Source organism: Rhodococcus spelaei (genome assembly GCF_006704125.1).
GTDB lineage: Bacteria > Actinomycetota > Actinomycetes > Mycobacteriales > Mycobacteriaceae > Rhodococcus_G > Rhodococcus_G spelaei.
The window spans coordinates 1-24316 of record NZ_VIGH01000014.1; the positions used below are offsets into that span (position 1 = coordinate 1).

The 24316-nt window shown below is 65.5% G+C and carries 23 protein-coding genes; 14 read left to right on the forward strand and 9 right to left on the reverse strand.

Annotation, left to right across the window (positions count from 1 at the left end):
* Window positions 1–390 precede the first annotated feature (390 nt).
* The 3 genes from FK531_RS21990 to FK531_RS22000 all read left to right on the forward strand — a co-directional run bounded on the left by FK531_RS21990 (window position 391) and on the right by FK531_RS22000 (window position 2428).
* The gene (locus FK531_RS21990) at window positions 391–984 is read left to right on the forward strand and encodes a PIN domain-containing protein (protein WP_142103327.1); all 594 of its coding nucleotides are present in this window, start codon (window positions 391–393) and stop codon (window positions 982–984) included.
* Window positions 981–1802 carry a hypothetical protein gene (locus FK531_RS21995; RefSeq protein WP_142103329.1) on the forward strand — a complete coding sequence of 274 codons (822 nt, stop codon included), beginning with the start codon at window positions 981–983 and terminating at the stop codon, window positions 1800–1802. The genes FK531_RS21990 and FK531_RS21995 overlap by 4 nt, the downstream gene beginning before the upstream one ends.
* Before the next feature lie 257 nt (window positions 1803–2059).
* Complete coding sequence (locus tag FK531_RS22000) at window positions 2060–2428, forward strand: hypothetical protein (RefSeq protein ID WP_142103331.1); 369 nt, start codon at window positions 2060–2062, stop codon at window positions 2426–2428.
* A gap of 204 nt (window positions 2429–2632) precedes the next feature.
* Here FK531_RS22000 and FK531_RS22005 read toward each other — a convergent pair whose 3' ends face one another.
* Together FK531_RS22005 and FK531_RS22010 are read right to left on the reverse strand one after the other, a co-directional pair.
* Complete coding sequence (locus FK531_RS22005) at window positions 2633–2974, reverse strand: hypothetical protein (RefSeq protein WP_142103333.1); 342 nt, start codon at window positions 2972–2974, stop codon at window positions 2633–2635.
* Window positions 2971–3864 carry a sigma factor-like helix-turn-helix DNA-binding protein gene (locus FK531_RS22010; protein ID WP_142103335.1) on the reverse strand — a complete coding sequence of 298 codons (894 nt, stop codon included), beginning with the start codon at window positions 3862–3864 and terminating at the stop codon, window positions 2971–2973. The genes FK531_RS22005 and FK531_RS22010 overlap by 4 nt, the downstream gene beginning before the upstream one ends.
* 964 nt (window positions 3865–4828) lie before the next feature.
* Here FK531_RS22010 and FK531_RS22025 point away from each other — a divergent pair.
* Complete coding sequence (locus tag FK531_RS22025; RefSeq protein ID WP_142103339.1) at window positions 4829–5059, forward strand: hypothetical protein; 231 nt, start codon at window positions 4829–4831, stop codon at window positions 5057–5059.
* Between the two features lie 807 nt (window positions 5060–5866).
* Window positions 5867–6436 (forward strand): hypothetical protein, encoded by a 570-nt coding sequence (locus FK531_RS22030; RefSeq protein ID WP_142103341.1) that lies wholly within the window; start codon window positions 5867–5869, stop codon window positions 6434–6436.
* A gap of 323 nt (window positions 6437–6759) precedes the next feature.
* Here FK531_RS22030 and FK531_RS22035 read toward each other — a convergent pair whose 3' ends face one another.
* Window positions 6760–7812 carry a PDDEXK nuclease domain-containing protein gene (locus tag FK531_RS22035; RefSeq protein WP_142103343.1) on the reverse strand — a complete coding sequence of 351 codons (1053 nt, stop codon included), beginning with the start codon at window positions 7810–7812 and terminating at the stop codon, window positions 6760–6762.
* 218 nt (window positions 7813–8030) lie between these two features.
* On the opposite strand from FK531_RS22035, the gene FK531_RS22040 reads away from it, so the two are divergent.
* The 6 genes from FK531_RS22040 to FK531_RS22065 all read left to right on the forward strand — a co-directional run bounded on the left by FK531_RS22040 (window position 8031) and on the right by FK531_RS22065 (window position 15978).
* Window positions 8031–8960, forward strand: a complete 930-nt coding sequence (locus tag FK531_RS22040; RefSeq protein ID WP_142103345.1) for a hypothetical protein — start codon at window positions 8031–8033, stop codon at window positions 8958–8960.
* A gap of 87 nt (window positions 8961–9047) precedes the next feature.
* Entirely contained in the window at window positions 9048–9383 is a 336-nt protein-coding gene (locus FK531_RS22045; protein ID WP_142103347.1) for a hypothetical protein, read from the forward strand.
* A gap of 202 nt (window positions 9384–9585) precedes the next feature.
* Window positions 9586–10473 (forward strand): replication initiation protein, encoded by an 888-nt coding sequence (locus FK531_RS22050; RefSeq protein ID WP_142103349.1) that lies wholly within the window; start codon window positions 9586–9588, stop codon window positions 10471–10473.
* Window positions 10473–10760, forward strand: a complete 288-nt coding sequence (locus FK531_RS22055; RefSeq protein WP_142103351.1) for a helix-turn-helix domain-containing protein — start codon at window positions 10473–10475, stop codon at window positions 10758–10760. The genes FK531_RS22050 and FK531_RS22055 overlap by 1 nt, the downstream gene beginning before the upstream one ends.
* Window positions 10747–11028 (forward strand): hypothetical protein, encoded by a 282-nt coding sequence (locus FK531_RS22060; protein ID WP_142103353.1) that lies wholly within the window; start codon window positions 10747–10749, stop codon window positions 11026–11028. Before FK531_RS22055 ends, FK531_RS22060 begins: the two co-directional genes overlap by 14 nt.
* Before the next feature lie 108 nt (window positions 11029–11136).
* Window positions 11137–15978, forward strand: a complete 4842-nt coding sequence (locus FK531_RS22065) for a DEAD/DEAH box helicase (protein WP_246098320.1) — start codon at window positions 11137–11139, stop codon at window positions 15976–15978.
* 25 nt (window positions 15979–16003) lie between these two features.
* On the opposite strand, the gene FK531_RS22070 is transcribed toward FK531_RS22065, so the two are convergent.
* The 4 genes from FK531_RS22070 to FK531_RS22085 form a co-directional block, all read right to left on the reverse strand.
* Window positions 16004–16288 (reverse strand): hypothetical protein, encoded by a 285-nt coding sequence (locus FK531_RS22070; RefSeq protein ID WP_142103355.1) that lies wholly within the window; start codon window positions 16286–16288, stop codon window positions 16004–16006.
* A complete protein-coding gene (locus FK531_RS22075) occupies window positions 16285–17061 on the reverse strand; it encodes a ParA family protein (RefSeq protein WP_142103402.1) in 777 nt (258 codons plus the stop codon). The genes FK531_RS22070 and FK531_RS22075 overlap by 4 nt, the downstream gene beginning before the upstream one ends.
* A 109-nt stretch (window positions 17062–17170) precedes the next feature.
* Window positions 17171–18859 (reverse strand): exonuclease domain-containing protein, encoded by a 1689-nt coding sequence (locus tag FK531_RS22080; protein ID WP_220126971.1) that lies wholly within the window; start codon window positions 18857–18859, stop codon window positions 17171–17173.
* 323 nt (window positions 18860–19182) lie between these two features.
* Complete coding sequence (locus FK531_RS22085; RefSeq protein ID WP_142103404.1) at window positions 19183–19755, reverse strand: recombinase family protein; 573 nt, start codon at window positions 19753–19755, stop codon at window positions 19183–19185.
* Between the two features lie 206 nt (window positions 19756–19961).
* Here FK531_RS22085 and FK531_RS22090 point away from each other — a divergent pair, with 206 nt between their 5' ends.
* Window positions 19962–20468 (forward strand): DUF4236 domain-containing protein, encoded by a 507-nt coding sequence (locus FK531_RS22090; protein ID WP_142103406.1) that lies wholly within the window; start codon window positions 19962–19964, stop codon window positions 20466–20468.
* A 9-nt stretch (window positions 20469–20477) separates the two neighbouring features.
* Here the strand turns inward: FK531_RS22090 and FK531_RS22095 are convergent, their stop codons facing one another.
* Complete coding sequence (locus tag FK531_RS22095) at window positions 20478–21608, reverse strand: XRE family transcriptional regulator (protein WP_142103408.1); 1131 nt, start codon at window positions 21606–21608, stop codon at window positions 20478–20480.
* Complete coding sequence (locus FK531_RS22100) at window positions 21601–22293, reverse strand: hypothetical protein (RefSeq protein WP_142103410.1); 693 nt, start codon at window positions 22291–22293, stop codon at window positions 21601–21603. Before FK531_RS22100 ends, FK531_RS22095 begins: the two co-directional genes overlap by 8 nt.
* Window positions 22294–22488: 195 nt before the next feature.
* On the opposite strand from FK531_RS22100, the gene FK531_RS22105 reads away from it, so the two are divergent.
* Both FK531_RS22105 and FK531_RS22110 read left to right on the forward strand, forming a co-directional pair.
* Window positions 22489–23181, forward strand: coding sequence for a type IV toxin-antitoxin system AbiEi family antitoxin domain-containing protein (locus FK531_RS22105; RefSeq protein ID WP_220126972.1), 693 nt, complete (start codon window positions 22489–22491; stop codon window positions 23179–23181).
* Window positions 23178–24107: a nucleotidyl transferase AbiEii/AbiGii toxin family protein gene (locus FK531_RS22110; RefSeq protein ID WP_142103411.1), complete on the forward strand. Its 930-nt coding sequence runs from the start codon at window positions 23178–23180 to the stop codon at window positions 24105–24107. Before FK531_RS22105 ends, FK531_RS22110 begins: the two co-directional genes overlap by 4 nt.
* Window positions 24108–24316 lie beyond the last annotated feature (209 nt).

Genomic DNA, 24316 nt, shown 5'->3' on the forward strand with positions numbered 1-24316 from the left:
CGGGGCCTTCGCGCCCCGAAATCGGCACAGCGGCGTCGGGTTCCCCCCAGCCCTGCGGGAGATTTCCACCCCACACGTGCGAACCAATCGCCAGCCCCGACAAAAATACCCACCCCTATTTGAAGCTCAGAACAAATCCAAATAACTTAAATACAGCCAATAGAAACCCCGAAAAGAATCACCTTTAATTAAATGCCTATACTACGAAGCATGCAGGTCAGAGGCGGTTTCTCACCGTCGAGCCGACCGGTCGCAGAGGCACAAAAAACGCACCCCAGCAAAAGTCTTGCATTTCGCCGGAGGTGCGTCTAAAGTTTCGCTTCGACGCCAACAAGGTTGGTCGCCAGAAAGGGCGTCGAAGCCATTCATTCAATTCTGAGGAGGAACGACATGTCTCTCGAACCTGCCCCCTACAAGCTCGTCGTCGATGGATACAACATGCTTGCAGGCTGCTCCAGCGTACTGGCCTGGGGTATCTCGGTCAACGCGGTCGACATCAACGTCGGGCGGCTCGCCGACGTGATCGCCGGCAAGTCCAACCGGCCCGTCGAGTTCACCGACATCACCGTCCACATGGGTATGTGCGACCAGAACCGTCACCCAGCGCGCTACGCGTTCGAGACGGACCGGATCCGCCGCTGGGAACGCGATCCACGGGTCAGGGTCCGTGCCCGCGCCAACCGGTACGACGAGGCCACCGGCCGGTATCAGGAGAAGGGCGTGGACACCGCGTTGGCGATGGATCTGTGCACGTCGCAGGCCTCCGGCGATTACGCCGGGGTGGTGTTCTTCAGCGCCGATGCCGATCACGTGCCGGCGGTCGAGCACGCCTACCGGGCGCCGGGGGCCGGGGTGCAGTTGGCCCGGTGGAAGAACCAGTCCAGCAGCCTGTGGCTGCCTGGGGAGAAGCTGTGGTGCCACTACCTCGACGAGCAGGACCTGGCGCGGTGCTCGACCCGTCGCGGCAACCGGGGTGCGGCGTGAGCATCCTGAACCAGGGCAAGCCCCTGGAAGGGATGTCGCTGGTGGATCGGATCGCCGATGCGCTACGCCATGGCGGTGCCATGGCGGCGCTGGCAGGATCCGCCGAGGCGGTCGAGATGATCGTCGAGGCCGTCCGCGGCACCGTGGCCGCCGAGCTGGTCAAGCTCGTCGATCGGGAGATCGAAGCTCCCCGCAAGGATGAGTGGGGTGACGGGCGGTGGCCGACCAGCGAGGGTTTCTACCTCACCGTCACCGCAGCCCGGCTCGAGCAGGTCCTCGACTCGATCGGCGCCGTGACGGCGCTGCACCGCGCCGGGTCTCACCGCGCGGGGTGGGCGGTGCTCGAGCAGGCCGCCGACAGCCTGACCCGGCTGTGGATGTTCACCGAGGCCTTCGTGTTCGACCAGCCGTGGGACGAGGCCCGGCGGTCCGCCCACGCCTGGGTCGAGTTCGCCGGCGCACTCGACTCGGTCACCGGGATCGCCGAACTCGCCCCGCACCCGTTCGACACCGCCTACGACGGCGAGGTCAGCGAGGCCGAGGAGAAAAGCATGCACGTCGCCGCGGACGGTGCGTCCGAGCAGGCCAAGCGCCTGGTCACCGCGGTCCGCGCCGGCGCCCGCCTGGCCGGTGTGAACATTCCGGCGCACCTGCAGATCGATCCCGGGGCCGGATCCGGGATCCCCACCACCGGGGTCGGGATCACCTCGTCGCCGACCATCACCGCGCAACTTCACCTCGCGGCGGAGTTGGTCCGTTCGGCGGCCGCCTCGACGCAGTCGGCACTCGACGCCAGCCGAGACAGTCTCGGCGGGTGAGGGATCGTCACGGTCCCGCGGCCAGATGGTCGCGGACCGTGTCGAGAACCTGGAGCCGCTCGCGCTGCTCAAACGGCACAGGGTCGGGGAGTAGTCGCGTCAGATCCGGCGCTGATGGGCGCGGGGCGCATCTCCCTTGGAGCACTCGGATGCGGCAGGACCTGCGGAGCAGCAACGGAACTCAACTTATATGCAAGAATGTTCACAACATTACTGATAAGATCAGCACACAACTTTGCACTAGAACATGGAGCAACATGGGCACGTTCGATTCAATCAAAGATGTGAGAGCAGCCGTAGACGAAAACGGCGGGCTGCTCACCGTCACGCTTCAGGACCTACGCGAGGCTCTGGGTTACGCAAAGCTAGGGGCGAGAGTTCTTGCGACCATCTCAACAGAGCTGAGTGGACATGGGCTCGGATACTTCCCCGCAGACGTTCTCGACGACAACCCCGTCCCGCGTCGATATGACGAGCTTCGAGTGTTCGCGAAGAACGAACCCATTGGCGAACTCATCAACGCGGTGCTGGAACCAAGCGAACGCGGCGACGAAAAGCTCCTCGAAGTCGGCGGAGACAACGCATCGGTCATCCTCGATCAGATCCGCACGATTCTTGAGACGTAGCCAGTGGCGGCAACTCCTTAGCGCCGGATCTGGCGCGTCTGGTCCCCGACCCCCAGGACATCGCCGGCCTGCACAGCGAGTTGCTCGAACTGCTCCGATGGATCGATCCCGTCATCGAAGACTGGGTTCGTACCCGCAGCAACGTGCTGGATCTGCTCCGCGCCCGCACTCGCTAACTGCTTGGGGAATGACCGCGCCATCCTGCTACAGGGTGTCGGCGCGGGCCTTCCACTGCTTCGCCCCCGCAACATCACCGAGTCCTTCATGGATCTCGCTGACCTTTGTCAGGGAATAGGACGCAACCTGCCTGTAGCACTCCTCGGCCTTGCTGTCGTTGTCGACTTTCCGGTACAGGTCAGCCAGGTCGAGAAGCGCGGTGATCGACCCACCGTCGGCGAGTTCTAGCAACTCGCTGATCTTGCGCACCAGTTCCGCGTGCTCGGCGGGCACCCGCGCGCGCAGCTGACGAGCACCGCGGGTGCCGAGAGACGATCTCTCCACCAGTTCGCTCATGTCCGCCGCTGCTCCATTGCTCGATTCGCTCATCCGTCATCCACCTCCACTCGACTGTGCTTCCGTCGCGTGCGATAGAGCACGCCCTCCACAGCCTTCCTGGACTTGTAGCCGAGGAGTTCAGCGATCTCGTCCTGCGTGTAGTCCTGCAACGTTGCGAGCACTACCTCGCGCTCTCGGTCCTTCAATCCTGCAAGGAGACGCTGGACTGCATCATCACCGACAACGACGTTCGCAGGGTTCCGCCCGATGGTCTGACCAGTGTCGATCCCCAGAGCCTCGCCCCTCGGCCGGAAGGATTCATTCTTCTCCTCGGTCTCGATTGATCGCGACCACCGACGATTGAGCACGCGGACCCGCGCCAGCTCGTTCGGGAAGGACATCGCGCAGGCGCCCATGAAGTACGTCGTGATACTTGCCCCTCCATCAGCCTTCCATCCAATATCCGCCATGGCGCGCTTCTTGAACTGCGTGAGAGCGACGGTGACGGTCGTCAAGGCCAACGACTCGCGTTCCTCGGCGCTGCGCGCAAACAGGTCGAGCTCGTACTCGGTGGGAGCCAAGAGGATCCCTTTCGACCGGACCACCCGGAAGATGTGCCCCGTGCACAGCCAGCCCTTCATGACGGCAAGACCGTATGCGGCCAGCTCGTTCGCGAACCTGTCGTAGCCAGGCCCGCTGAACTGCTGATCTGTCAGTGTCTGGAAGAGAGCAGCGTCTGCGAGGCGTCGCTGCAACTGCTGCTCGGCTTTGCGGACATCGCGCCGATTCTTCTCGGGGACTCCTTCGTCGATCTGTTCCTGAGTTATATCCGGGACGTAGCCGCCCCCGGCGGCCAGTGAACTCGAGATCGCGAGCGAGCGGCCTGGCTCGGGCCGGGCAGGGGTCGCCGCCTGCGTCTGCATCTCTTCGGGTGCGGCCACTCCTCACCCCCTCCTCCCGTTGTTGCCAGGTCTGTGTTCGTTCGTTGAGTCCCAGAAGCAAGGACTCCACTACCTCGTTCGTCCGGCAACCCTCCGCAAGCTCCGGGCCGCCTGCCAAACGACGCAGTCGACTCCTTATATGTGCCGCCGCGGCGGCCATCCCACGGTTTTCGCAGAACTTTCTTCTGTGCTCTGATCTGGTCTTTTCCGTGGGATGGGCGCCGCGGCGACACATAAGAACGAGTAGTCGCTCGTACAGCTTCCCCAGGAGGATTTTATGTCGGTGCCACCGCCAGACCCGCTGCTCTCGCTGCGGTCGGCAGTCCTGCTACTCATTGCCGTGCTCATTGGAATCGGAGTAGGCGTCTTGACCGTTTTCGCTGGCCAGCCAGGCGCAACCGCAGTCATCGCCGGTGGCGGCGCCGCGGGCGCATCGCTGCTAGCTCTCGAGAAGCTCATCAGGTGAGTGGACAAGATCGTCACGCTCCTGCGGTGAAGTAGTCGCGGACCGTGTCGAGGATCTGGAGCCGCTCACGCTCGCTCAACAGCACCGTCAGCGGCGACAGGTTCCGCATCTCGCGTCCGGCCTCGTCGTCGGCGAGGACGACGCGGCGAACACCGTCGAGGTCGTTGTCCGCGACGAGTCGCTCCCAGCGGTCCAGTACTCAAAAATGCTCTTGCCCTGGACGTGCTCGCGGATCGTCCGCAGACTCGCGCGCACCTGCTCGGTACCGATCGACAGATGCTCGCGTTCGATGACCGCTGTCTGCATGAGCTTCTGCCGGACGACCTTCCGGGTAATGATCGACATCCCACATCCGCCGATTCGGTTAGCGCGCGTCGTGCATCGCGCGGTCCAACACTGCCCGCCCGTACCGATCCGCCGCGTCGCAAGAGGTGTGTACGGATTCTTCCGGCTCCGCGGGCGCGCCATCGTGTCGCCCGGTGGTGGGATGCTTCGGCGATGACGGAGATCCGTGTGACGGTGAGCCGGTGGCAGACCCGCGGTCCGTGGTGGCGCGGGCGCCGGCGCATGCCCGGTCTCGTGTTGGAGATCGACGGGCATGGCGCCACCCAGACCTACGGCACCCGCGACCTCGACACCGCCCGCACGATGGTGCTCGACTACCTCGACACGGTCGACGAGCCAGCGCCCCGCGATGCCACCATCGTCTGGATCGAGACCGGCGCATAGCCGGACAAGAGAGCGGGGTTCGTCGGCAAGAGGTCGCGGAGCGGCCTCGCGGCAGCCCATCTCTCCGGTCCGGCTTCGTACCGGAGGTCAGAGCCGGAGGGTGAACGGTTCGGGACTCGAGTGCGTGTTCGCGAGCGACAGATCCGGTCCCGACGCGCGAGCGCGCTCGCGCAGTGCCCGCATCACCCGCGCCCTCACGTCTGCCTGGCAACTCCCGGACTGCTGACGTGTCAACGGGAACCGCACCTCGACCGACCCGGCCCCTTGCGTGCGTCCTCCTGCTGCCTTCCGCTGCACCTCGTCCATGCGCCCGTAGGCCACGCTCGTGCGGCACCCCGCAGGCCCAGCGCAGCGCTCCCGCACGGGACCACCGCGGCGCCGCGGTCCGACTTAGGGCACCTAAGTCACTATCTTGCTCCGTCGGCCACACCGGCCCCGCGGTGCGAACGCTCGCACCGCCCGCCGCAGGCGCAAGGCAAAACCCCGGGGTTTTGCAATATCTTGCTCCGCCCCTGAACCCTCCCCGCGATCGCCGGACCGCGCGCGCCCTCGCCCGGTGGCGAGCATTCCCCGATGGTGACTGCCGTGCCCGCGCCGGTGGGGCCGGAATCTCGATTCGCGCATCGCACAATCGCCGAACCGAGCTACCGCACTCGGTGCCGTACCCGGCTTACCTCCCGCAGTCGCCCACTCCCGTTTCGTACCGGCCTGCTCACCCGGCCCTAGTCCAGACCGCAGAACCGAAAATTCCCACACACCTCTTGCACTATGAGTGGAATATCGGCGCGACGAAATACGATCCGGGGCATGAGCAGCCCGCCACCGCCGCACGAGATCACCGAAAACGCGGACGCCGACGGACCGGATGCTCGCATCGGTGAGGCCGCGGATCCGGGAACCTGCCCCTGGTGCCAGGCACCGATCGCACCTCCCGCGGGGCGGGGCCGGCCGCGGGTGTGGTGCTCGGACCAGTGCCGCCGCGACGCCCACAACGCCCGCAAGGCCGCCCGCACCGGCGCCGTCGGCGTGCGGGTGATCCGGCAGACCCGCACGGTCGAAGTCCCGACCAAAACCGAGTACCGCTACGTCGAACGGCCGCGCACCGCACCGGGCTACGTCGACCCCGCCGACGCGCTGCTCGCCGTCACCCACTCCCCCGAACTGGTCGCCCGGGTGATGCGCACTCTCACCGCGAACCTCGGCCCCCGCAGCGTCGACCGACAACTCCCCGATCCCATGCACGAGGCCGCCCTCGACCTGGCACCGCTGCTCGCGGACTACGTCCGCCGCACCACCGCGCCACTGCCGGAAGAGCCGGCGCTCTCGCGCCAGCAACGCCGGGCACTGCAACGCAACGCCGGCAAGAATCGGCACTGAACCCCACCCCGCCTCCCGACTCCGGGACTGCGCCGGCCACACATCCGTGTGATCGCCGGGCGGGTTCTCGCCCCCGGGACAACGCGAGAATCCGCGTGCGAAACCGAGAACCCCTGCAGCGGTGGATGCATCGGACGCAGCCGACGACCGGCGAATCCCGTCCGCTCCGCCATCCGCCGGATGCCTGACCGGCACCGATTCGCACCCGGGAATTCTCGCGAGAATCGTGAATTCCCGGGCCTCGCGCGGGCTCCGGATCGGCAACAGATGTCACCCGATCGCCAGAAACACCATCCCGACCACGGCCGCGAAGAGGCGATTCGTCACCGCACGTCCTGCACCCCCTGATGGCCTGCCTCGATCTCGGAGAACGCGGCGGCGACCGCGGAGGCAAGTTCGTCGCCGGTGGGCACCAGCTCCCGGACCGGGGCGGGCAGCGTGTCGTAGGTGTAGTTGGCCACGGCCAGCGGCGCCGTCGCCGCGGCCAGCGAGTACCGCACGACGTGGTCGTTGCGGCCCGCACACAGCAGGATCCCGATGGTCGGTGCGTGCCGGTCGGGCACGCGCAGGTTCTCATCGACCCAGGCGACGTAGAAGCCGAGCTTGCCGGCGTACTCCGGTTCGAACCGACCGACCTTCAACTCCACCACCACGAAACGGGACTGGGTCCAGTTGAAGAAGAGCAGGTCGATGTAGAAGTCGTCGCCGTCGACCTCGAAGTGATACTGCCGGCCGACGAAGGCGAAGCCGTGACCGAGCTCAAGGAGGAATCGCTCCAGCCGGGTCATCAACGCCGCCTCGAGCTCCCGCTCGGCCACCCGGTCGCTGAGGTTCAGGAAATCGAAGACGTACGGGTCCCGCACCAGCTGCCGGGCCAGGTCGGAATCCTCGGCCGGCAGATGGTCGGTGAAGTCGATCCGCCGGTGCAACCGTCTGTTGATCTGGGCCGTCAAGACGTTGCGGGACCAGCCGTGCTCCGCCGCGACGGCCGCGTACCAGTCGCGTTCGGGCACGGTGTCGAGACTGTCGAGCAGGACCGTCAGGTGACCCCACGGCAATTGGCCAACGGCTTGTTGACCAATTGCCGACCGTGGCCACACCGACGCCATCTGCCGCATGTACTTCAGATTGCTCCTGGACAGCCCGCGCATCTCGGGGAACGCCTCACGCAGGTCGACCGAGAGCCGATCGACGACCTTCGCGCCCCACCCCTGCTCGCGCTGACGATCCAGGATCGCCGAACCGATGTCCCAATACAGGGTGAGGAGTTCGGTGTTCACGACCCGAGTGGCCCGCATCCGCGCCTGACGAACCTGCGCCTTGAGCTGCTCGAGGAAACCGGGGTAGCCGTCAGGCAGCACGGCGGGATCGTCCACCCGACCATCTTCGCGCACCGCGGTGCGCTCGGACCTCGCCCCGCCGACCCGTCCACCGGGAGGGCTGGGAGCCGGAGGTTCCCCCTCCTCGGGGACACCCCCGGATCACCCGGCATCAAATTAATTTCGTTACGTTTCATTTCATTTCGTTGCAATGTTACGTTTCATATGTTACGTTTCATGTTACGCTACAGGCAGCCGACGAAAGGACCCCACCGATGACCGAGCCACGCCGCCCCGGACGCCCCCGCGTCCACGACTCCGCCGCCGACCGGGTGCGCGCGCACCGCGAACGCAAGCGCCGGGAGGCGGCCGCGGCCGAGCTACCCTCCACGGCGGCGCCGGCGGACCCCGAGGTCGCCGCCACCACCCTGGTCGAGGCGGTGCCGCTGCTGCGGCGCGAGGCCGAGGACGCCGTGACCCGGCTGACGGCGGTGGCGGCGCAGATCGCCGCGGCGGTGGACGTGCTCGGCGACGACACCGCCCTCGACACCCACCTGCGGCGCGCGCAGACCGAGGCGGCCAAGGTCCGCGCCGACGCCGACGCCGAACTCGCCGCGATGCGCGACCAGCTCGAGTCCGCGCTGGCCGACCGGGAGAACGCCGACGCCGCCGCCGACGCCGCGGACGCCGAACTCGACCGCGTCACCGGCGAACACGCCGAGGCAATGCAGTCCGCCGCGCAGGCGCACGCCGCCGAACTCGAAGCCCAGGCGGTCGAGCACGCCGCCACCCTCGACCGCTGGAAGGCCGACTTCGAGAAGGCCGGCGCCGAGCACGCCGCCAAGCTCGCCGACCTGCACACGCTGGTCGAGCAGTCCCAGACGCTGCTGAGTCAGGCCGACACGGAGCGTGCCGCGCTGACCGACCAGCTCGAGCAGGCCCGCACCCGCGCCGAACAGGGCGCCGCCGCGGCCGCGGCCACCATCGCCCGCCTCGAAACCGACCTCACCGCCCAACGCGAGGCCGTACGCGCCGAACGCGACCGCACCGATTCGGTCCGCGAGGACCTCTCCACCGCCCGCGCGGACCTCGCCGAGGCCCGCGCCCAGACCACGGCAGCCCGCGAACGAGCCGACGAACTGCGCGCCGAGGTCACCGAGTTACGAGCCCGAGCCGAACAGCCCGACAGCAAGAAACCATCCTGAACAGCAAAGACACCATGACTGTTTGGTAGCAAGTAGTCATGGTGTCTTTCTTGGACGACCCCATACACGACTGAGAAGGGCAACCGGATGAGCCCGAGTCACGGCTGCACCCTGAACTGGAACATCACGCCCGACCCGCCCGAGCCGGCCGAAGCAGTTCGGCTCCTCGACCGCTACCGCCAAGCCGTCGCCGACCGCCGCTACATTCCCGACCTGCCACCACTGACCGACCGCGACCACACCATCGCACTCCAGGTCCTCGATGAACTCGCCCGCAGCATCGACGACTACCGGCACCACGTCATCGACCAAGCCCTCGCCGCCCGACTCTCCTGGGAGACCATCGCTCGCAACCTGCGCACCGACCTCGAAACCCTCCGCGAGAACCACCGAAACCGCGTTGACCGTCAGCTGGGCACCTGAACTTCCGGAAGTGCGAAAGCCGCCAGAGCCGCCACCGGATCGGAGGCAGAGCACGCAACCGTCGGGTGGAGAGCGGATAGAGAATCCCAGGATGCCGCCGGGATACCTGACATGGCTTGGCTCGGCGTACCCGAATAATTTTTCTATATGGCTCGGCGTGTCGGACCCGAACATCGGGTCTCGGTGGAGCACGATGCTTCGCATGGACACCTCGGGGGCACTGCTACTCAGCGACGCACAATGGGCCGACGAGGTACTGCTCCCGCACAGGCCCTACGCGACGAACTACCTCGACCAGGGTCAGTACCGGATGAGCCGCGACGACGCCCTCGCCATGCGCTACATCGAGCACTCCCCCCACGCCCTGCTCGGATCGATCGTCATCGACTGCGACCACCCCGACGCCGCCATGCGCGCGTTCGAGCAGCCGTCGGACCATCCCGCCCCGAACTGGGTGGCCCAGTCCCCCTCCGGACGCGCCCACCTCGGGTGGTGGCTCGGCAGCAACCACATCTGCCGCACCGATTCCGCCCGTCTGACCCCCATCCGCTACGCCCACCGCATCGAAACCGGGCTCAAGATCTCGGTCAGCGGTGACTTCTCCTACGGCGGGCAACTCACCAAGAACCCCATCCACCCCGACTGGGAAACCATCTACGGGCCGTCCACGCCGTACACGCTGCGACAACTGGCCACCATCCACACCCCCCGCCAAGCCCCGCGGCGGCCCGACCGCGCCGCCGGCCTCGGCCGCAACGTCACCATGTTCGACACCGCCCGCACATGGGCGTACCCCCAGTGGTGGCACCACCGGCACGACACCCTGGACCAATGGCTGACGCTCGTCCTGCAGCACTGCCATGCCGTCAACACCCAGTTCGCCGACCCCCTGCCCTTCGTTGAGGTCCGCGCCACCGCCCACTCCATCGGAAAATGGATCTGGCGCAACTTCGACGAAGTCACCTTCCGCGCCCGCCAAGCGAAACGCGGAAGCAAAGGCGGCAAGGTCATCTCCCCTGCGAAAATCGAAGCCAACCGGAAGCGAGCCACCAAGTTCGACGAAAAGGCCATGTTGGAGGCGATCATCTGATGCCCGGAGCAAAGAACCCTGTACGCCGCAAGATGACGGCGCGCGAAGCAGCCGAACAGTTCGGGGCCTCTACCCGGACAATCCAGCGACTGTTCGCTGAACCCCGAGACGACTTCCTCGAGCGGGCGAAGGTACGCCGTGACCGGGTGGTGGAGCTACGGAACCAGGGCATGAAATACCGGGAGATCGCCGAGGAAATGGGCGTCTCCACCGGCGCAATCGGCCGGATCCTGCACGACGCCCGCAAGCTCGAAGAGAACGAAACCCCAGCTCGTGACGTCGGCTAGCTCGTACGAACTGAGCTACTACCCGCGCGCGGGACGGGTGTTCTTCGACGAGGTCCGCTACTGGACCTACGACAACCACTCCGAGCACACCGACCTCGATTTGTGGATCGACACCGTGCGCGCCCAAGCCCAGGTGATCTACGCCGAGCTGTCCACGACCTTGCCGAACTACTCACTCCGCCCACACAAGATCACCGAAATCGCGGACGAGTGCGCTGCCTGGACCTGGGGAAAGATGCACACAGGCCGAGATCCAGACACCCCGTAGCTTTCGATGGCAAGTCGGGCGCGCAGCGACGGCGCGGCAGCCTGATACACACAACCCAGACATTCGAGGCCACCCGGTGGCCCACCCACCCACCGAGAAAGGCCCCCTGTGCCCGCAACACTGCACACGATCATCGACGCATTCCGTGAGCTAGAGGTGTCGAACCGCGAGCGCGGCGATCGGTTCGAGCGGCTCATGGCCCAGTACCTGCGACTGGACCCGCTGTTCGCCGACCGCTTCGAGCAGGTGTGGATGTGGTCGCAGTGGCCCGGACGGGACGGCCAGCCCGACACCGGCATCGACCTGGTCGCCCTCGAACGCGAGACCGGCGGCTACTGCGCGATCCAGTGCAAGTTCTACGAACCCGACCACTACCTGCAGAAACCTGACATCGACTCCTTCCTGGCGACCTCGGGGAAGAAACCGTTCACCAGCCGGCTGATCATCTCCACCACCGACAAGTGGGGACCCAACGCCAACGCCGCCCTCGACGGGCAGACCATCCCTGTGCAGCGCATCGGGCTGTCCTACCTGGCCGACTCCCCAATCGCCTGGGACACCGCCTGGCCCACCGGCACGGTCGAGGTCGACCTGACCCGCACCGCACCAAAGCAGCTGCGCCCGCACCAGGACCTCGCCGTGCGGAAGGTGTTCGAGGGGTTCGAGACCTCCGACCGCGGCAAGCTGATCATGGCGTGCGGCACCGGCAAGACGTTCACCGCGCTGAAGATCGCCGAGTACACCGCCCAAGCCAAGACCGGCCCCGCGACGGTGCTGTTCCTGGTCCCCTCGATCTCCCTGCTCTCCCAGACACTTCGGGAGTGGTCGGCGAACTGCGAGGTCGACCTGCGCAGCTACGCGGTCTGCTCGGACACCAAGGTCGGCAAGCGCTCCGACGACACCGGAGACATGGCCGTCGTCGACCTCGCGCTGCCGGCCACCACCGACCCCGACACCCTCATCACCCGCATCAAGAACGCCGAGCACCCCGACGGGCTGACCGTGGTCTTCTCGACCTACCAGTCGATCGGGGTGATCGCCGACGCCCAGACCAAGGGCCTACCCGAGTTCGACCTGGTGATCTGCGACGAGGCGCACCGCACCACCGGCGTCACCCTCGCCGGCGCCGACGAGTCGAACTTCGTGCGCATCCACGACAACACCTACCTCCGGGCCGCCAAGCGCCTGTACATGACCGCCACCCCCCGCCTGTTCGACGACGGCACCAAGTCCAAGGCCGACGAGGCCGGCGCCGAGATCGCCTCGATGGACGACGAAACCAAGTTCGGGCCGGAGTTCCACCGCCTCGGGTTCGGTGAGGCGGTCGAGAAGAACCTGCTCACCGACTACAAGGTCCTGATCCTGACGGTCGACGAGAAGTACATCGCCAAGAACCTCCAGTCACAGCTCGCCGACGAAAACAACGAGCTCAACCTCGACGACGCGGTGAAGATCGTCGGCTGCTGGAACGGGCTCGCCAAACGCGCTGGCCAGACACCGGACGGTCAGGGCTTCGGCACCGACCTGGCCCCTATGCGCCGCGCGGTGGCGTTCTCCCAGTCGATCAAGGCGTCGAAGACCCTCTCGGGCAAGTTCGTGGAGGTCATCGACAGCTACGACGACGCCGGCGAGGGCGTGCTGCGCTGCGAGGTCGACCACGTCGACGGCACCTTCAACGCCCTCGAACGCAACCAGCGGCTCGACTGGCTCAAGGCCGACGCCGGGGACGGGGTGTGCCGGATCCTGTCGAACGCCCGCTGCCTGTCCGAGGGTGTCGACGTCCCCGACCTCGACGCGGTGCTGTTCCTCAACCCCCGCAACTCCGTCGTCGACGTGGTGCAGTCCGTGGGACGGGTCATGCGCCGAGCCGAGGGCAAGGAGTACGGATACATCATCCTGCCCGTCGGGATCCCCTCCGGCATGGAACCGGCCGAGGCGCTGCGAGACAACAAGCGCTACAAGGTGATCTGGCAGGTCCTGCAGGCACTGCGTGCGCACGACGACCGGTTCAACGCCACCATCAACACCATCGACCTGAACAAGAACAAGCCCACCAACATCATGGTTGGATCCATTGGTCTCGACGACGAAACCGGCTCCGGTGGTGAAGGATCCGGATCGGAGAAGGCTGGACAGGACGCCGCGACGCAGCTGGCACTGTTCAATGCCAGCGAGTGGCGCGACGCGGTCTACGCGAAGATCGTCGCCAAGGTCGGCGAGCGCACCTACTGGGAGGACTGGGCCAAGGACGTCGCCGCAATCGCCGCCCGGCACACCGCCCGCATCAGCGCACTCCTCGAATCCGCCGACGGGCAGGTCGCCGAGGCGTTCGACAAGTTCCTCGACGGCCTGCGCGCCAACCTCAACGACGGCATCACCCGCACCGACGCGATCGACATGCTCGCCCAGCACCTGATCACCAAACCGGTGTTCGACGCCCTGTTCGACGGCTACGACTTCGCCGGCCACAACCCGGTCTCGAAGGTCATGCAGACCATGCTCGACGTGCTCGACGACCAGGCCTTGAACAAAGAGAACGAGGCCCTCGAAGGCTTCTACGCCAGCGTCCGGGCACGGGCACAGGGCATCGACAACGCCGAGGGCAAACAGAAGATCATCACCGAGCTCTACGAACGGTTCTTCAAGCTCGCCTTCGCCAAGACCGCCGAAAGCCTCGGGATCGTCTACACGCCCATCGAGATCGTCGACTTCATCCTCCGCAGCGTCGACGACGCCCTCAAAGCCGAGTTCGGCGCCGCCCTCACCGACTCCGGCGTGCACGTGTTGGACCCGTTCACCGGAACCGGCACCTTCATCGCCCGGCTGCTGCAGTCCGGGCTGATCCGGCCCGAGGATCTGGCCTACAAGTACGCGAACGAGTTGCACGCCAATGAGATCCTGCTGCTGGCCTATTACATCGCGGCGATCAACATCGAGGCCACCTACCACGGCCTGGCCGGCGGGGACTACGTCCCGTTCGAGGGGATCGTGCTCACCGACACCTTCCAGATCCACGAAGACGGCGACACGATGGACGAGATCATGTTCCCGCAGAACAACGCTCGCGTAGCACACCAGAAGACGCTCGACATCCGGGTCATCGTCGGAAACCCCCCATACTCGGTGGGGCAGACCTCCGCCAACGACAACAACGCCAACCAGACCTACCCCACTCTCGACGGTGCGATCGAACGCACCTACGTCGCGAAATCGACCGCCACGAACAAGAACTCGCTCTACGACTCCTACATCCGGGCGATCCGGTGGGCCACTGACCGCATCGGGAACTCCGGCATCGTCGCCTACGTCTCCAACGGCGGCTACATCGACGGCAACACCGCCGACGGCCTGCGCCTAACGCTCGCCGCCGAGTACTCCACGCTGTACGTCTACAACCTGCGCGGCAACCAGCGCACCGCCGGCGAACTCTCCCGCAAGGAAGGAGGGAAGGTCTTCGGATCCGGGAGCCGCAGCACCGTCGCCATACTGCTCGCCATCAAGAATCCTGCACACACCGGAGACTGCCGCATCTTCTATCGCGACATCGGCGACTATGTCACCCGCGAACTAAAACTCGCCACCATCGACCATGACCAGCTCCACAGCATCGACTGGCAGTCGATCATCCCCAACGCTGAGGGCGACTGGATCAACCAACGCAACACGTCGTTCGACACTTACACGCCCCTCGGCGAAAAGGTCTCCAAAAACACGAAGAAGCCTGTGACGGTATTCGATACCTACTCACGCGGGCTGGAGACAGGAAGAGATGCGTGGGTGTACAACTACTCACGATCCGCAGTCGAGTCGAACGTGCGCAGCATGATCGGCAACTACGACGCGCTGATACCGGAGTTCCGGGACTACTGCATCTCAATATCAGTCTCGAAGCCCAATGAGTCGATCGTCAAAGACTTCTTGGCTGAAAGCACCTTCCCACACCGCAGCGACCCTCATTCGATCAGCTGGTCGCGTAGCCTGCGTCAGCACCTCGCACGAGATACCTTCGTCGGCTATCAGAGCGAGCACATCGGGACTGGCGTGTACCGGCCTTTTGCGAAGCAAACCGTCTACTACGACAAGCACCTAAACCACGAGCGATCCCAGCTGCCGAAGATCTTCCCCACCCCCAACCACCAAAACATCGGCTTTTACTGTGTCGGTATGGGTTCGGCTGTGCCATTCGCAGTGCTCATGCTCGACGCGCTTCCCAACTTGCACGTGACTGGTGCAGGTAGCGGCGGTCAGTTCTTCCCCCGCTATACCTATGAATCACTCCCAAGTGAACCGAGTCTCTACAGCGGTGAAGCCGACGGATCAGGGCTTGCGCGGGTAGACAACATCACTGACGAGATCCTCGTCGACTACCGGGACACCTACGGGCCACAGGTGTCCAAGGACGAGATCTTCTACTACGTGTACGGGCTGCTGCACTCACCGACGTACCGGACTGAGTTCGCCGCGGACCTGAAGAAGATGCTCCCCCGCATCCCCAAGGCCAAGGACTTCCACGGTTTCGCGGCATCCGGTCGGCAGCTCGCGGACCTGCACATCGGCTACGAGAACGTCGATCCGTACCCGCTTGAGGAAACCGTCACCAAGGCCGGCGATGTGGACGAGTACGAGCTGTACCGGGTGCAGCAGATGCGACATCGCACGAAGGCGGACCGCTCGACGCTCGTCTACAACAGCCACGTCACCGTGTCGGGGATCCCTGACGACGCGTACCGGTACATGCTCGGCTCGCGGTCCGCTATCGAATGGATCATCGACCGCTACCAGGTCAAGCCAGACAAAGACTCTGACATCGTCAATGACCCCAACTACTGGTCCCGCGAGCACGAGCAGCCCCGGTACATCCTCGATCTCCTGGCCCGGATCGTCACCGTAAGCGTCGGGACCATGAAGGTCGTCGACAACCTGCCAGGGCTCGAAATTCTAGGAAGTTAGGTTGTTAGGTTGTTAGAAACACAAGTTAAGCTCGTTTTTCTTGGTTGTTGAGCCACTGCCACAGCGCCTCGTACACGGCGTCTTGCATGCGAATTCCACGCTGGGCACACGCGGTCTTGACCAGCCGTTGCAGGTCCGGAGGAAGCCGGGTGGCGAACGCGCTCAGCTTCGCGTCTTTCGGCAGGGTCGGGGGCGTGGCGGCGGCTTCGCGGGCCAGTTGCGGGGTGAACGGGTGCGGCTTCGACAGTGTGGCATGGCCGCGAGAGGCCGGCGGAGCCGCGAAGGCGGACGGCTTGCTGGCGGCGCTCATGCGACAGTCACCACGGAGAGCACCCGGTCAAGAGCGGCGTCGAATGCAGCTGTCACCTCGGACACCGCGGGACGCACACTGTGCACGGGCACGTGGTCCCCGGTCGCTTCCGCAACGGCGGCCCGCTGGGGAACCATCACCGGCAACACCAGATCACCCAACGCTTCCCGGATCTCGTTGGCCCGGTGAGACGCTTCCCGCCCCTGCGCCGGCACCCTGCCCAGGAGGACGCCGGCAACCGTGAGGTCAGGGTTGTAGTAGCGGGTGATCGTATCGATCGCGTCGAGGATCTTCGACACACCTCGACTGGCCATGAACGAGGGCTCGGTCGCTATCAGGGCGGTGTCGGCGGCGATGAGGGCGTTGGAGACGAGCTTGCCTACACTGGGAGGGCAGTCGATCAGCACCAGCGGGTACCGCTGCCGGATCTCCTCAGAGTCGAGGGCCGCCCGCAGGCGCTGTTCGACCCCGAGCCCGGACACCGCATCGAGGTCGGCCAGGTCCAGGTCCGAGGGGATCACGCTGACGCTGTCCCACTTCGAGGCGTGCACCGCATCGACCGCGCTTCCGTTCAACTCCTGGGCAAGCAGATCCGCCGCGGTCTTGCCGTCGAGCGGGTACTCGATGCCAAGCGCTTCGGAGGCATTGCACTGCGGATCTAGATCGACCACCAGCGTCTCGATCCCGCGAGCACTCGCCGCCGAGGCGAGGCCGAGCACGGTGGTGGTCTTACTCGACCCACCCTTCTGATTTACGACAGCAACCACGGTCATAGCCGCGACTCTAACAATCTAGATTGTTAGAAACTGGTATTGAACGGCTCGTGTCGCGTTCTCTATGCGGCCCGGCCCATCGCGCAATGGCCTTGCCGCCTTGCCGCTGTCAGCTTCGCGATTTCTCCAGCAGCGCTTGAGCCTTCGCCTTCCGCTGAACGATCGAGTGAGACTCGTCGATCGAGCAGCCGTTTCGGCGTGCGGCGTCGATCCAACGCTGCAGGACCTCGACTTCGCCGGCGAAGTTCTTCTGCTTGCGGTAGATAATCGCGGCCTGCTCGGTCCATCCCGGCGGCGGATCACCCCAGTCCGCCGAAAGCTCGGCAGCATCGATGCACTCGTGTAGGAGTTCGAGGGCCTCGTCGAGTCGACCATCCCGCTTGAGCTGCTTCACCGGTTCGCTCCATGCGGTGAAGTGCTTACCGCGTACCTGCTGCCGCGGATCGTTGCGATGGTTGGGCGCGATGTGGCTGTCGTCAGCGAGTGCGTACGCGTCCACCGAAGTCGGCGCGGCTAGGTCCGGCAGCGTCACGGTCCGGTCTCCGGCCAGCAGTGCTTCCATCTGTTGCTGGTCGAGCAGCACGATCTGCTGGCCAGCTGCCTGCAGGCGGCGTGCCTCGGTCAGCTTCTCGGTGATCTGGGGGCTTCCGCGGTGGTCGAGCCAGGTTCCCACGACCAGGACGCTCGTTCGACGGGTAACTGTCTTGTTCACCCGCGCACCACATTTCGCGAGCTGGGACCATGCTTCGTCTCGGCTGAGTCCGTTCAGGGTTCCTGTGACGACCACTGTGTGCCCGAACAGCGGGTGCTCCGGATCTGCATCGGCATGCGGCACCGGCGGGGTGGAGCTCGCACGGACGGACACCCACGTCGGAACTCCAGATCGAGCGGTGGCCCGCGGCCCGATCGCCTCGGCGACGGTGGCACGTCCAAGCGCGATCCCGGTCGCGGTCACGTAGGTATCGACACTCGACGCCCCACGCCGGCGCATAAGTTCGAGAGCGATCTCCGCAGCCGCGGTTGCATCCGCGGATGCGTCGTGATGATGCCGGAGATCGATGCCGAGCGCGCTCGCCACGGTGGGGAGCTTGTGATTGTGCAGCTCGGGCAGTTCTTTCCGCGACCAGAGCAGCGTGCAGCCGTATGCCAGCGGCCGCCAGGTCAGCATCTCGGCGGCGGAGGCCTCCCTCAACGCACCAATGTCGAAGGACGCATTGTGCGCCACCAGCGGCAGATCGCCGACCACATCGAGCATGTCACCGAGTCGCTGACGAAACGACGGTTGGTGGGCCACGTCGCGGGCGGTGATGCCGTGGATGTGAATGTTGCCCGAGTCGAACCTTTCGAGGCCCGCCGGCGGGCGGCACAACCACGAATGGGTGGCCGTGACCTCGCCCGCGGTGACCACGGTCAGTCCGATCGCGCAGATACTCCCACGCGCACCGTTCGCGGTCTCGACGTCGAACCCAACGAAACTCGGGCCAGTCGAGACACGAACGGAGATCGAACCCAGCGACGTAGAAACCGTGGTGGATACCTGCGCGCGCTGCGAATTCGGTAGCGGAGCGGCGTGCGATGGGCCAGTTGTCGGCGCCGGCACGACTATTGCGGGTGCCGCGTCAGATACCCCAGCGGCACTCGCCGGCGGCGCTGGCACAGGCCGCGGACGATGACGGTTGTAGTCGACGAGCTGCTGCAGGTACTGCAACAACGTCGCCATCTGCTCACGCTGGTTCCGTTTGAACAACACCGTGTGCGGATCGCCCGGCGCGGTGCCTCGGCCGAGTTCGGCACGCATTCCCCCGACGCACAACTGGATCCAGCCGTTGGTCAACATCGACGGCTGCCTGACGTGGAACCCGACGACGTCACCTAGCGCCACCGCCTGACGAGGCCCGATCGTCCGCGCCAGCAAGCCGCTCCGATCGATCACCAAGTGCTGGTCGGTGATGGTGACGCTCGCGCCGTACCCCTGACAATGCGACAAATCGTCCTCCTTGAATTCTTCGACGGAGAGTAACGGGGCCGTATCGGGATGACAGCCGGAGCAAAGGCTGAACCGGCCGCGAACATCAGATGTTAGAAACCTAGAAAGTTAGAAAGACCCAATTAGCTTGCATTTCATGCTGACTGGGTGATGACCCTCGCCGACAAGGTCCGGTAGAGGGTGCTGCGGCCGACGCCGAGGACTTCGGCGATCTCGCCGACGGGGACGCCGTCCTCGCGCATCTTGAGGGCTTGACGTTTCTTGGCGGAGGTCAGTGCGATGGGCCGACCACCGACGCGGCCGCGGGCGCGGGCTGCGGCGAGGCCGGCGCGGGTGCGTTCGACGATCATGCGGCGTTCCATCTGTGCGAGGGCGGCCATGATGTGGAACAGGAACTCACCACCGGCGGTGGTGGTGTCGAACCCCTCGGTGAGCGAGCGGAACTGGATCCCACGCTCACCGAGGGCGGTGACCGTTTCGATCAGGTGCGGCAGGGATCGACCGAGTCGGTCCAGGCGCCACACCACGAGGGTGTCGCCGAACCGTAGGGAATCGAGCACGGCATCGAGTTCGGGTCGTTGGGTTTTCGCCCCGGAGGCGGTGTCGGTCCACACCCGGAAGCAGCCGGCGGCGGTGAGCGCGTCGTGTTGCAGCGCCGGGTCCTGGTCTGCGGTGGAGACGCGGGCGTAGCCGAGGAGATCGTTCACACCGGGCAGTGTCCCGGAACCCACCGACAAGCCGCGGTGTGGGATGCGGGCGGTGGGACGGGTTTTCGGGACACCGGACGCCCAGGTCGCGCCCGACCGTCGCGGCGGAGTCCGGGTGTCCCGGAACCGTTCGATTTCGAGAGCCGAATAGGCGCAGGGTGTTGATCAGGTCATGCAGGAGGATGCGAACTGGTACGTATGTCCGTATGGTGCAGTTCCGCAAGTCCACGAAGATCGGCCCTATCCGCCTGACCGCCTCCAAGCGTGGGCTCAGCGTCAGCGCCGGAGCGGGCCCCCTCCGCATCAGTCGCGGTGCAGACGGCAAGGTTCGGCGCACCATCAGCGCCCCGGGTACGGGGATCTACGACACCAAGGTCGTCAGCGGCGCCAAAGCCAAGCCGGCACAAGCCGCAGCAGCGCGACCGAAGGCTCCAAAGAGGGAGTACTCGTCTACCGAAAGCGGTGTCGGCGCAATCATCCTTGCCGGGCTGATCGGAATCCCTTCCATCGGTGCGGGATTCGTCATCGGCATCGTCATCGCCGCGGTTGTCCTCCTCGGAGGAATCGCACTGCTCGTGGAAGGCCTCGGGAACGGCCAGTCGAACGGAGGCAAGGGCAAGCTGCCGAGCAAGCCCGGCTGGTATCCGGATCCGTACCGCGCCGGTCGTCAGCGCTACTGGACAGGGGCGGAGTGGTCCAGCAAGTCACGGTGAGTGCACTGGCTATTGCACGATGGTGAGCTTGGGCCGGGTGTCCTCGATGCCCATGAGCTCGCGAATCCGTGCAGGATCCCATTCCAGTTCGTGGGCAAGGTCCACAATGGAGATCCCGGATTGCTCACAAAGCGCGAGAGCTTGCCTGAGTAGCGACGGGCTCTCTCCTCGGTAGGCGATCCAGGGTTCGTCCGCACGTAGGTTCGGATTCGAGTTCAAACGCTGATAGGCCCTGCGTACCGATGCCTCGGAGGACAAGCGAAGTTCTCCCATCCTGCGGATCAGAGATTCGATCGAGACACCCCAGATCCTGCCCAGCCGGGCGAGCTCCGCGAGGTCGAGCCGAGATGGTAGGACAGCGCCTATCTCCGCTTTGGGTGTAAGGAAGGCAGCTGCGAACTCGTCAGCTTCTCGCTCCTGGATCGGGTCCCCCGGGCGCGCATCGTGATGCAAGAGCAAGTGGCCGATTTCGTGAGCACAGGTGAATCGGTGCGTGAATACATTGTTGGACCGGCGCGGAGTGGAGATCACAATGGGACGCCCGGAAACCTCGACGGAGAAGGCATCCACATTCTCTATTGATCCCTCCTTCAGGACCAGAACGACGATCCCGTTGGACTCCATAGTGGCAACCAGGTGCGGGAGAGGGCCTTGGACGACGCCCCAGTGGGCACGCAGCAATCGAGCCGCAGCACTCGGAGAAGCACCTTCTTCCACTGCCGGCAGATTCACTTCGGGGAACTGCACGCGTTTCTCCAGCGCGAAGGCCAGTTCCCAGGTTTGCTCAGCTGTGGCCAGCGCTCGGTCACGGTCCGCCGCTCTCATGGAACGCAAGCTGCGGAAGTGGGCTGATCCAGTGTCCATCGGCAGCATCGGCCTGCCGGCGGCAAAGAATCCCGGTTCAACGCCTAGGGCCTTGGCCAACATTGGGATGTGCTCAGCCCGAGGCTTGACGATGCCGGCTTCGTACTGGCCGATAGCTGCTGCGGAGACGCCAACCGGTGCCGCCAGCTCCGCCTTCTTCTTGCGTGCGAGGACGCGCGCCTGCCGGAGACGAGCGGGCTCGAACGTGTCCGCGATGTTCCGGAGTGAGTCAGATCCGGCGCTGAAAAGGTCGAGGGAAGGCTGGTCGTTATTCATCGCTGTTGGTGGCTTCGATACGCGGCGTCACAATCGCAGCCGGAGGCTGTCCATCGGCGAACGTGTGCGTGGAGACCGGCACGGGACGGTAGTTCTCCTCTTCGAAGCTGAAGATCGACTCACGACCGATCCAATCGAGCTGTGAGTCCTTACCTCGCTTGACCTGCCCCCACTCGATTACATGAAGACGTTCCGACCGGGCCGTGACCGCGATGAGGACAACCTGCCGCTGCTCCGCATCGGCTTCGGTGACTACTTCTTCGAGATCCGACAGATCACCCTCCGGATCGACGACATGCGTCTCGAACAGCGTCGGCTGCCTCAGGACATCCGCGTCGAAGAGGTCGGCACGCAGGCTGCTGGTGAAGAAGGGTGCCTCGTCCGGAGATTGGCCGCCGGCCGGCCTCCACACGTAGACAATGCAGTCGTTGAGGACCGGCAGAGAGTATCGGGCGCGGGGATACTTCGTGACCGTCGTATCAAGGAACTCCTGGCGCACAGCGGTGCACAGATTGTTCGGAAGCTCTGCCCAGATGCTGCCTCCATAGGCGAGCTGACTCTTCGGGTTGATCGTGTTCTGAGCCGCGGCATGGCGGTCATGCGTCTCGCGCACCGACTCGACGACGACCTCGCGAAGCCGAGCTACACGGTCACCGAAGATGGCCTGCGGACCCAAACTCGACATAGGAAATCTCCTTTAGCTGGAGACATCAGAATACCATGTGGCTTTATTTTTTCGCGATTGTCGATCACTAGTCAGCGTGGGGTCACTTCCTGTCGCGCGGGATCGCAGTTCATGACAGCCAGGAGTCGGGCGCCCTCCTTCCGACAATCACTTTCCGCTTGCTGCAATAGTCACATATAGGGTTACTATTGCAGTATGTCAGGTGACCATCGGATGCTCGACCTGGCGGATCTCGCCGCCGGGCAGTGGGGTTTGTTCACCACCGCCCAGGCCAAGGAGCTCGGGTTCTCCACCCAGCGGATCGCCCGGCTCGCCGACCGAGGCACGGTCGAGCGGCTCCGGCACGGCGTCTATCGGGTCAGTGGCGCCCCGAGCGTCCCGGACGAGCAGCTCCGGGCGGCCTGGCTGATGATCGAGCCGCGGGCCACCGCCGGTGAACGGCTCGATGCCGACCAGCCGGCCGTCGTCTCGCACCGCTCCGCCGCCAGGCTCCATGGTCTCGGGGACGTCGACGCGGACGTCATGGAGTTCACCACCCCCCACCGGAAGCAGTCTCGGATCGGCGATGTCCGCTATAGGATCGCGGACCTGAACCGGGATCGATGGACTCTGGTCGACGGACTACCTGCCACCACCGTCCTCGCCACGATCGAGAACCTCGCAGCCGACCAACTCGACGGCGGCCACCTCGCCGGCATCGTGCGCGATGCCGTCACCACCGGCCGCGTCGACACCGACGCGGTGATCGCGGCGTTGCGACCGCATGCACACAGGTACGGGGCCGCTCTCGGCGACGGATCGGGCCTACTCGACCGGTTCCTCGCCGAGGCGGGCCTCCCCGCATCGACGCGCGCGTTGATCAACCACGTGGCAGCCAGGGCATCATGACCACCGACAGACCGCCGCACAGCAGCAATCCGGCCGCGTTCGCCCGCTCCCTCAAGGACCGGATCCGGAACGAGACCACCCGCCGGGGCCGCACCACCGAGCAACTGCGCCGCGAGTTCTTCCTGCAACGCTTCCTCGCCCGAGTGTTCTCCGAGCCGGGGGATCGGTGGCTACTCAAGGGTGGCGCCTCCCTGCTGGTGCGCCGGCCGGACGCCCGGTACAGCCAGGACATCGACCTGCTGCACACCTCCGCCGCCGTCACCGACGCGCTGACGGAACTCGCCGCGATCGCGGAAGCAGGCAGCGAGCTCGACCCGTTCCGGTTCGTGTTCGATCCGCCGCGGCTGATGACCGGCGGGGTGGCCGGGGCCAGCGTGAAGGTGCGGGTCTACCTCGGCGCCGTTCAGCTCGCCGACTTCCCGATCGACCTGTCCACCGAGCTGGTCCCGGTCGGCGAGGTGGACTACCACCTGCCGCGTCCGGTGGTGTCGATGGACGAGCTGGCGCCGCTGCCGAAGTTCGCGTTGTACCCACTGCCGCAACAGGTCTCCGACAAGGTGTGCGCGATGTACGAACGGTACGGCGACCTTCGACAACCCTCAACCCGCTACCACGACTTGGTCGACCTCACGCTGATCGTGACCGCCTGGCCGCTCGACGCCGCCGTCACCCGCACCGCCCTGCAGCGCGAGTCCGCGCGCCGCGCACTGACGTTGCCGACCGAGATGACCCGGCCCGCCGCCTCATGGACTGCCGGCTACGCCAAGATCGCCAGGACGGTGCCCGGACTGCCCGAGCACACACGCCGCATCGACGGCGCGCTGCGCATCGTCGGCGACTGCCTCGATCCCCTGCTCGGCGGACACCTCGACACCGGATCGTGGGATCCGATCGAGGCGAGCTGGTCTCACTCCGCGACCTCCTGAGCCCACCTCGACCAAGGGTGCGACGCGGCGGGCGGACTGCTCGGCCGGGCAAAGCCGACGAATAGCGCGACACCTACCGCCAGCCTCGGGGCCTTCGCGCCCCGAAATCGGCACAGCGGCGTCGGGTTCCCCCCAGCCCTGCGGGAGATTTCCACCCCACACGTGCGAACCAATCGCCAGCCCCGACAAAAATACCCACCCCTATTTGA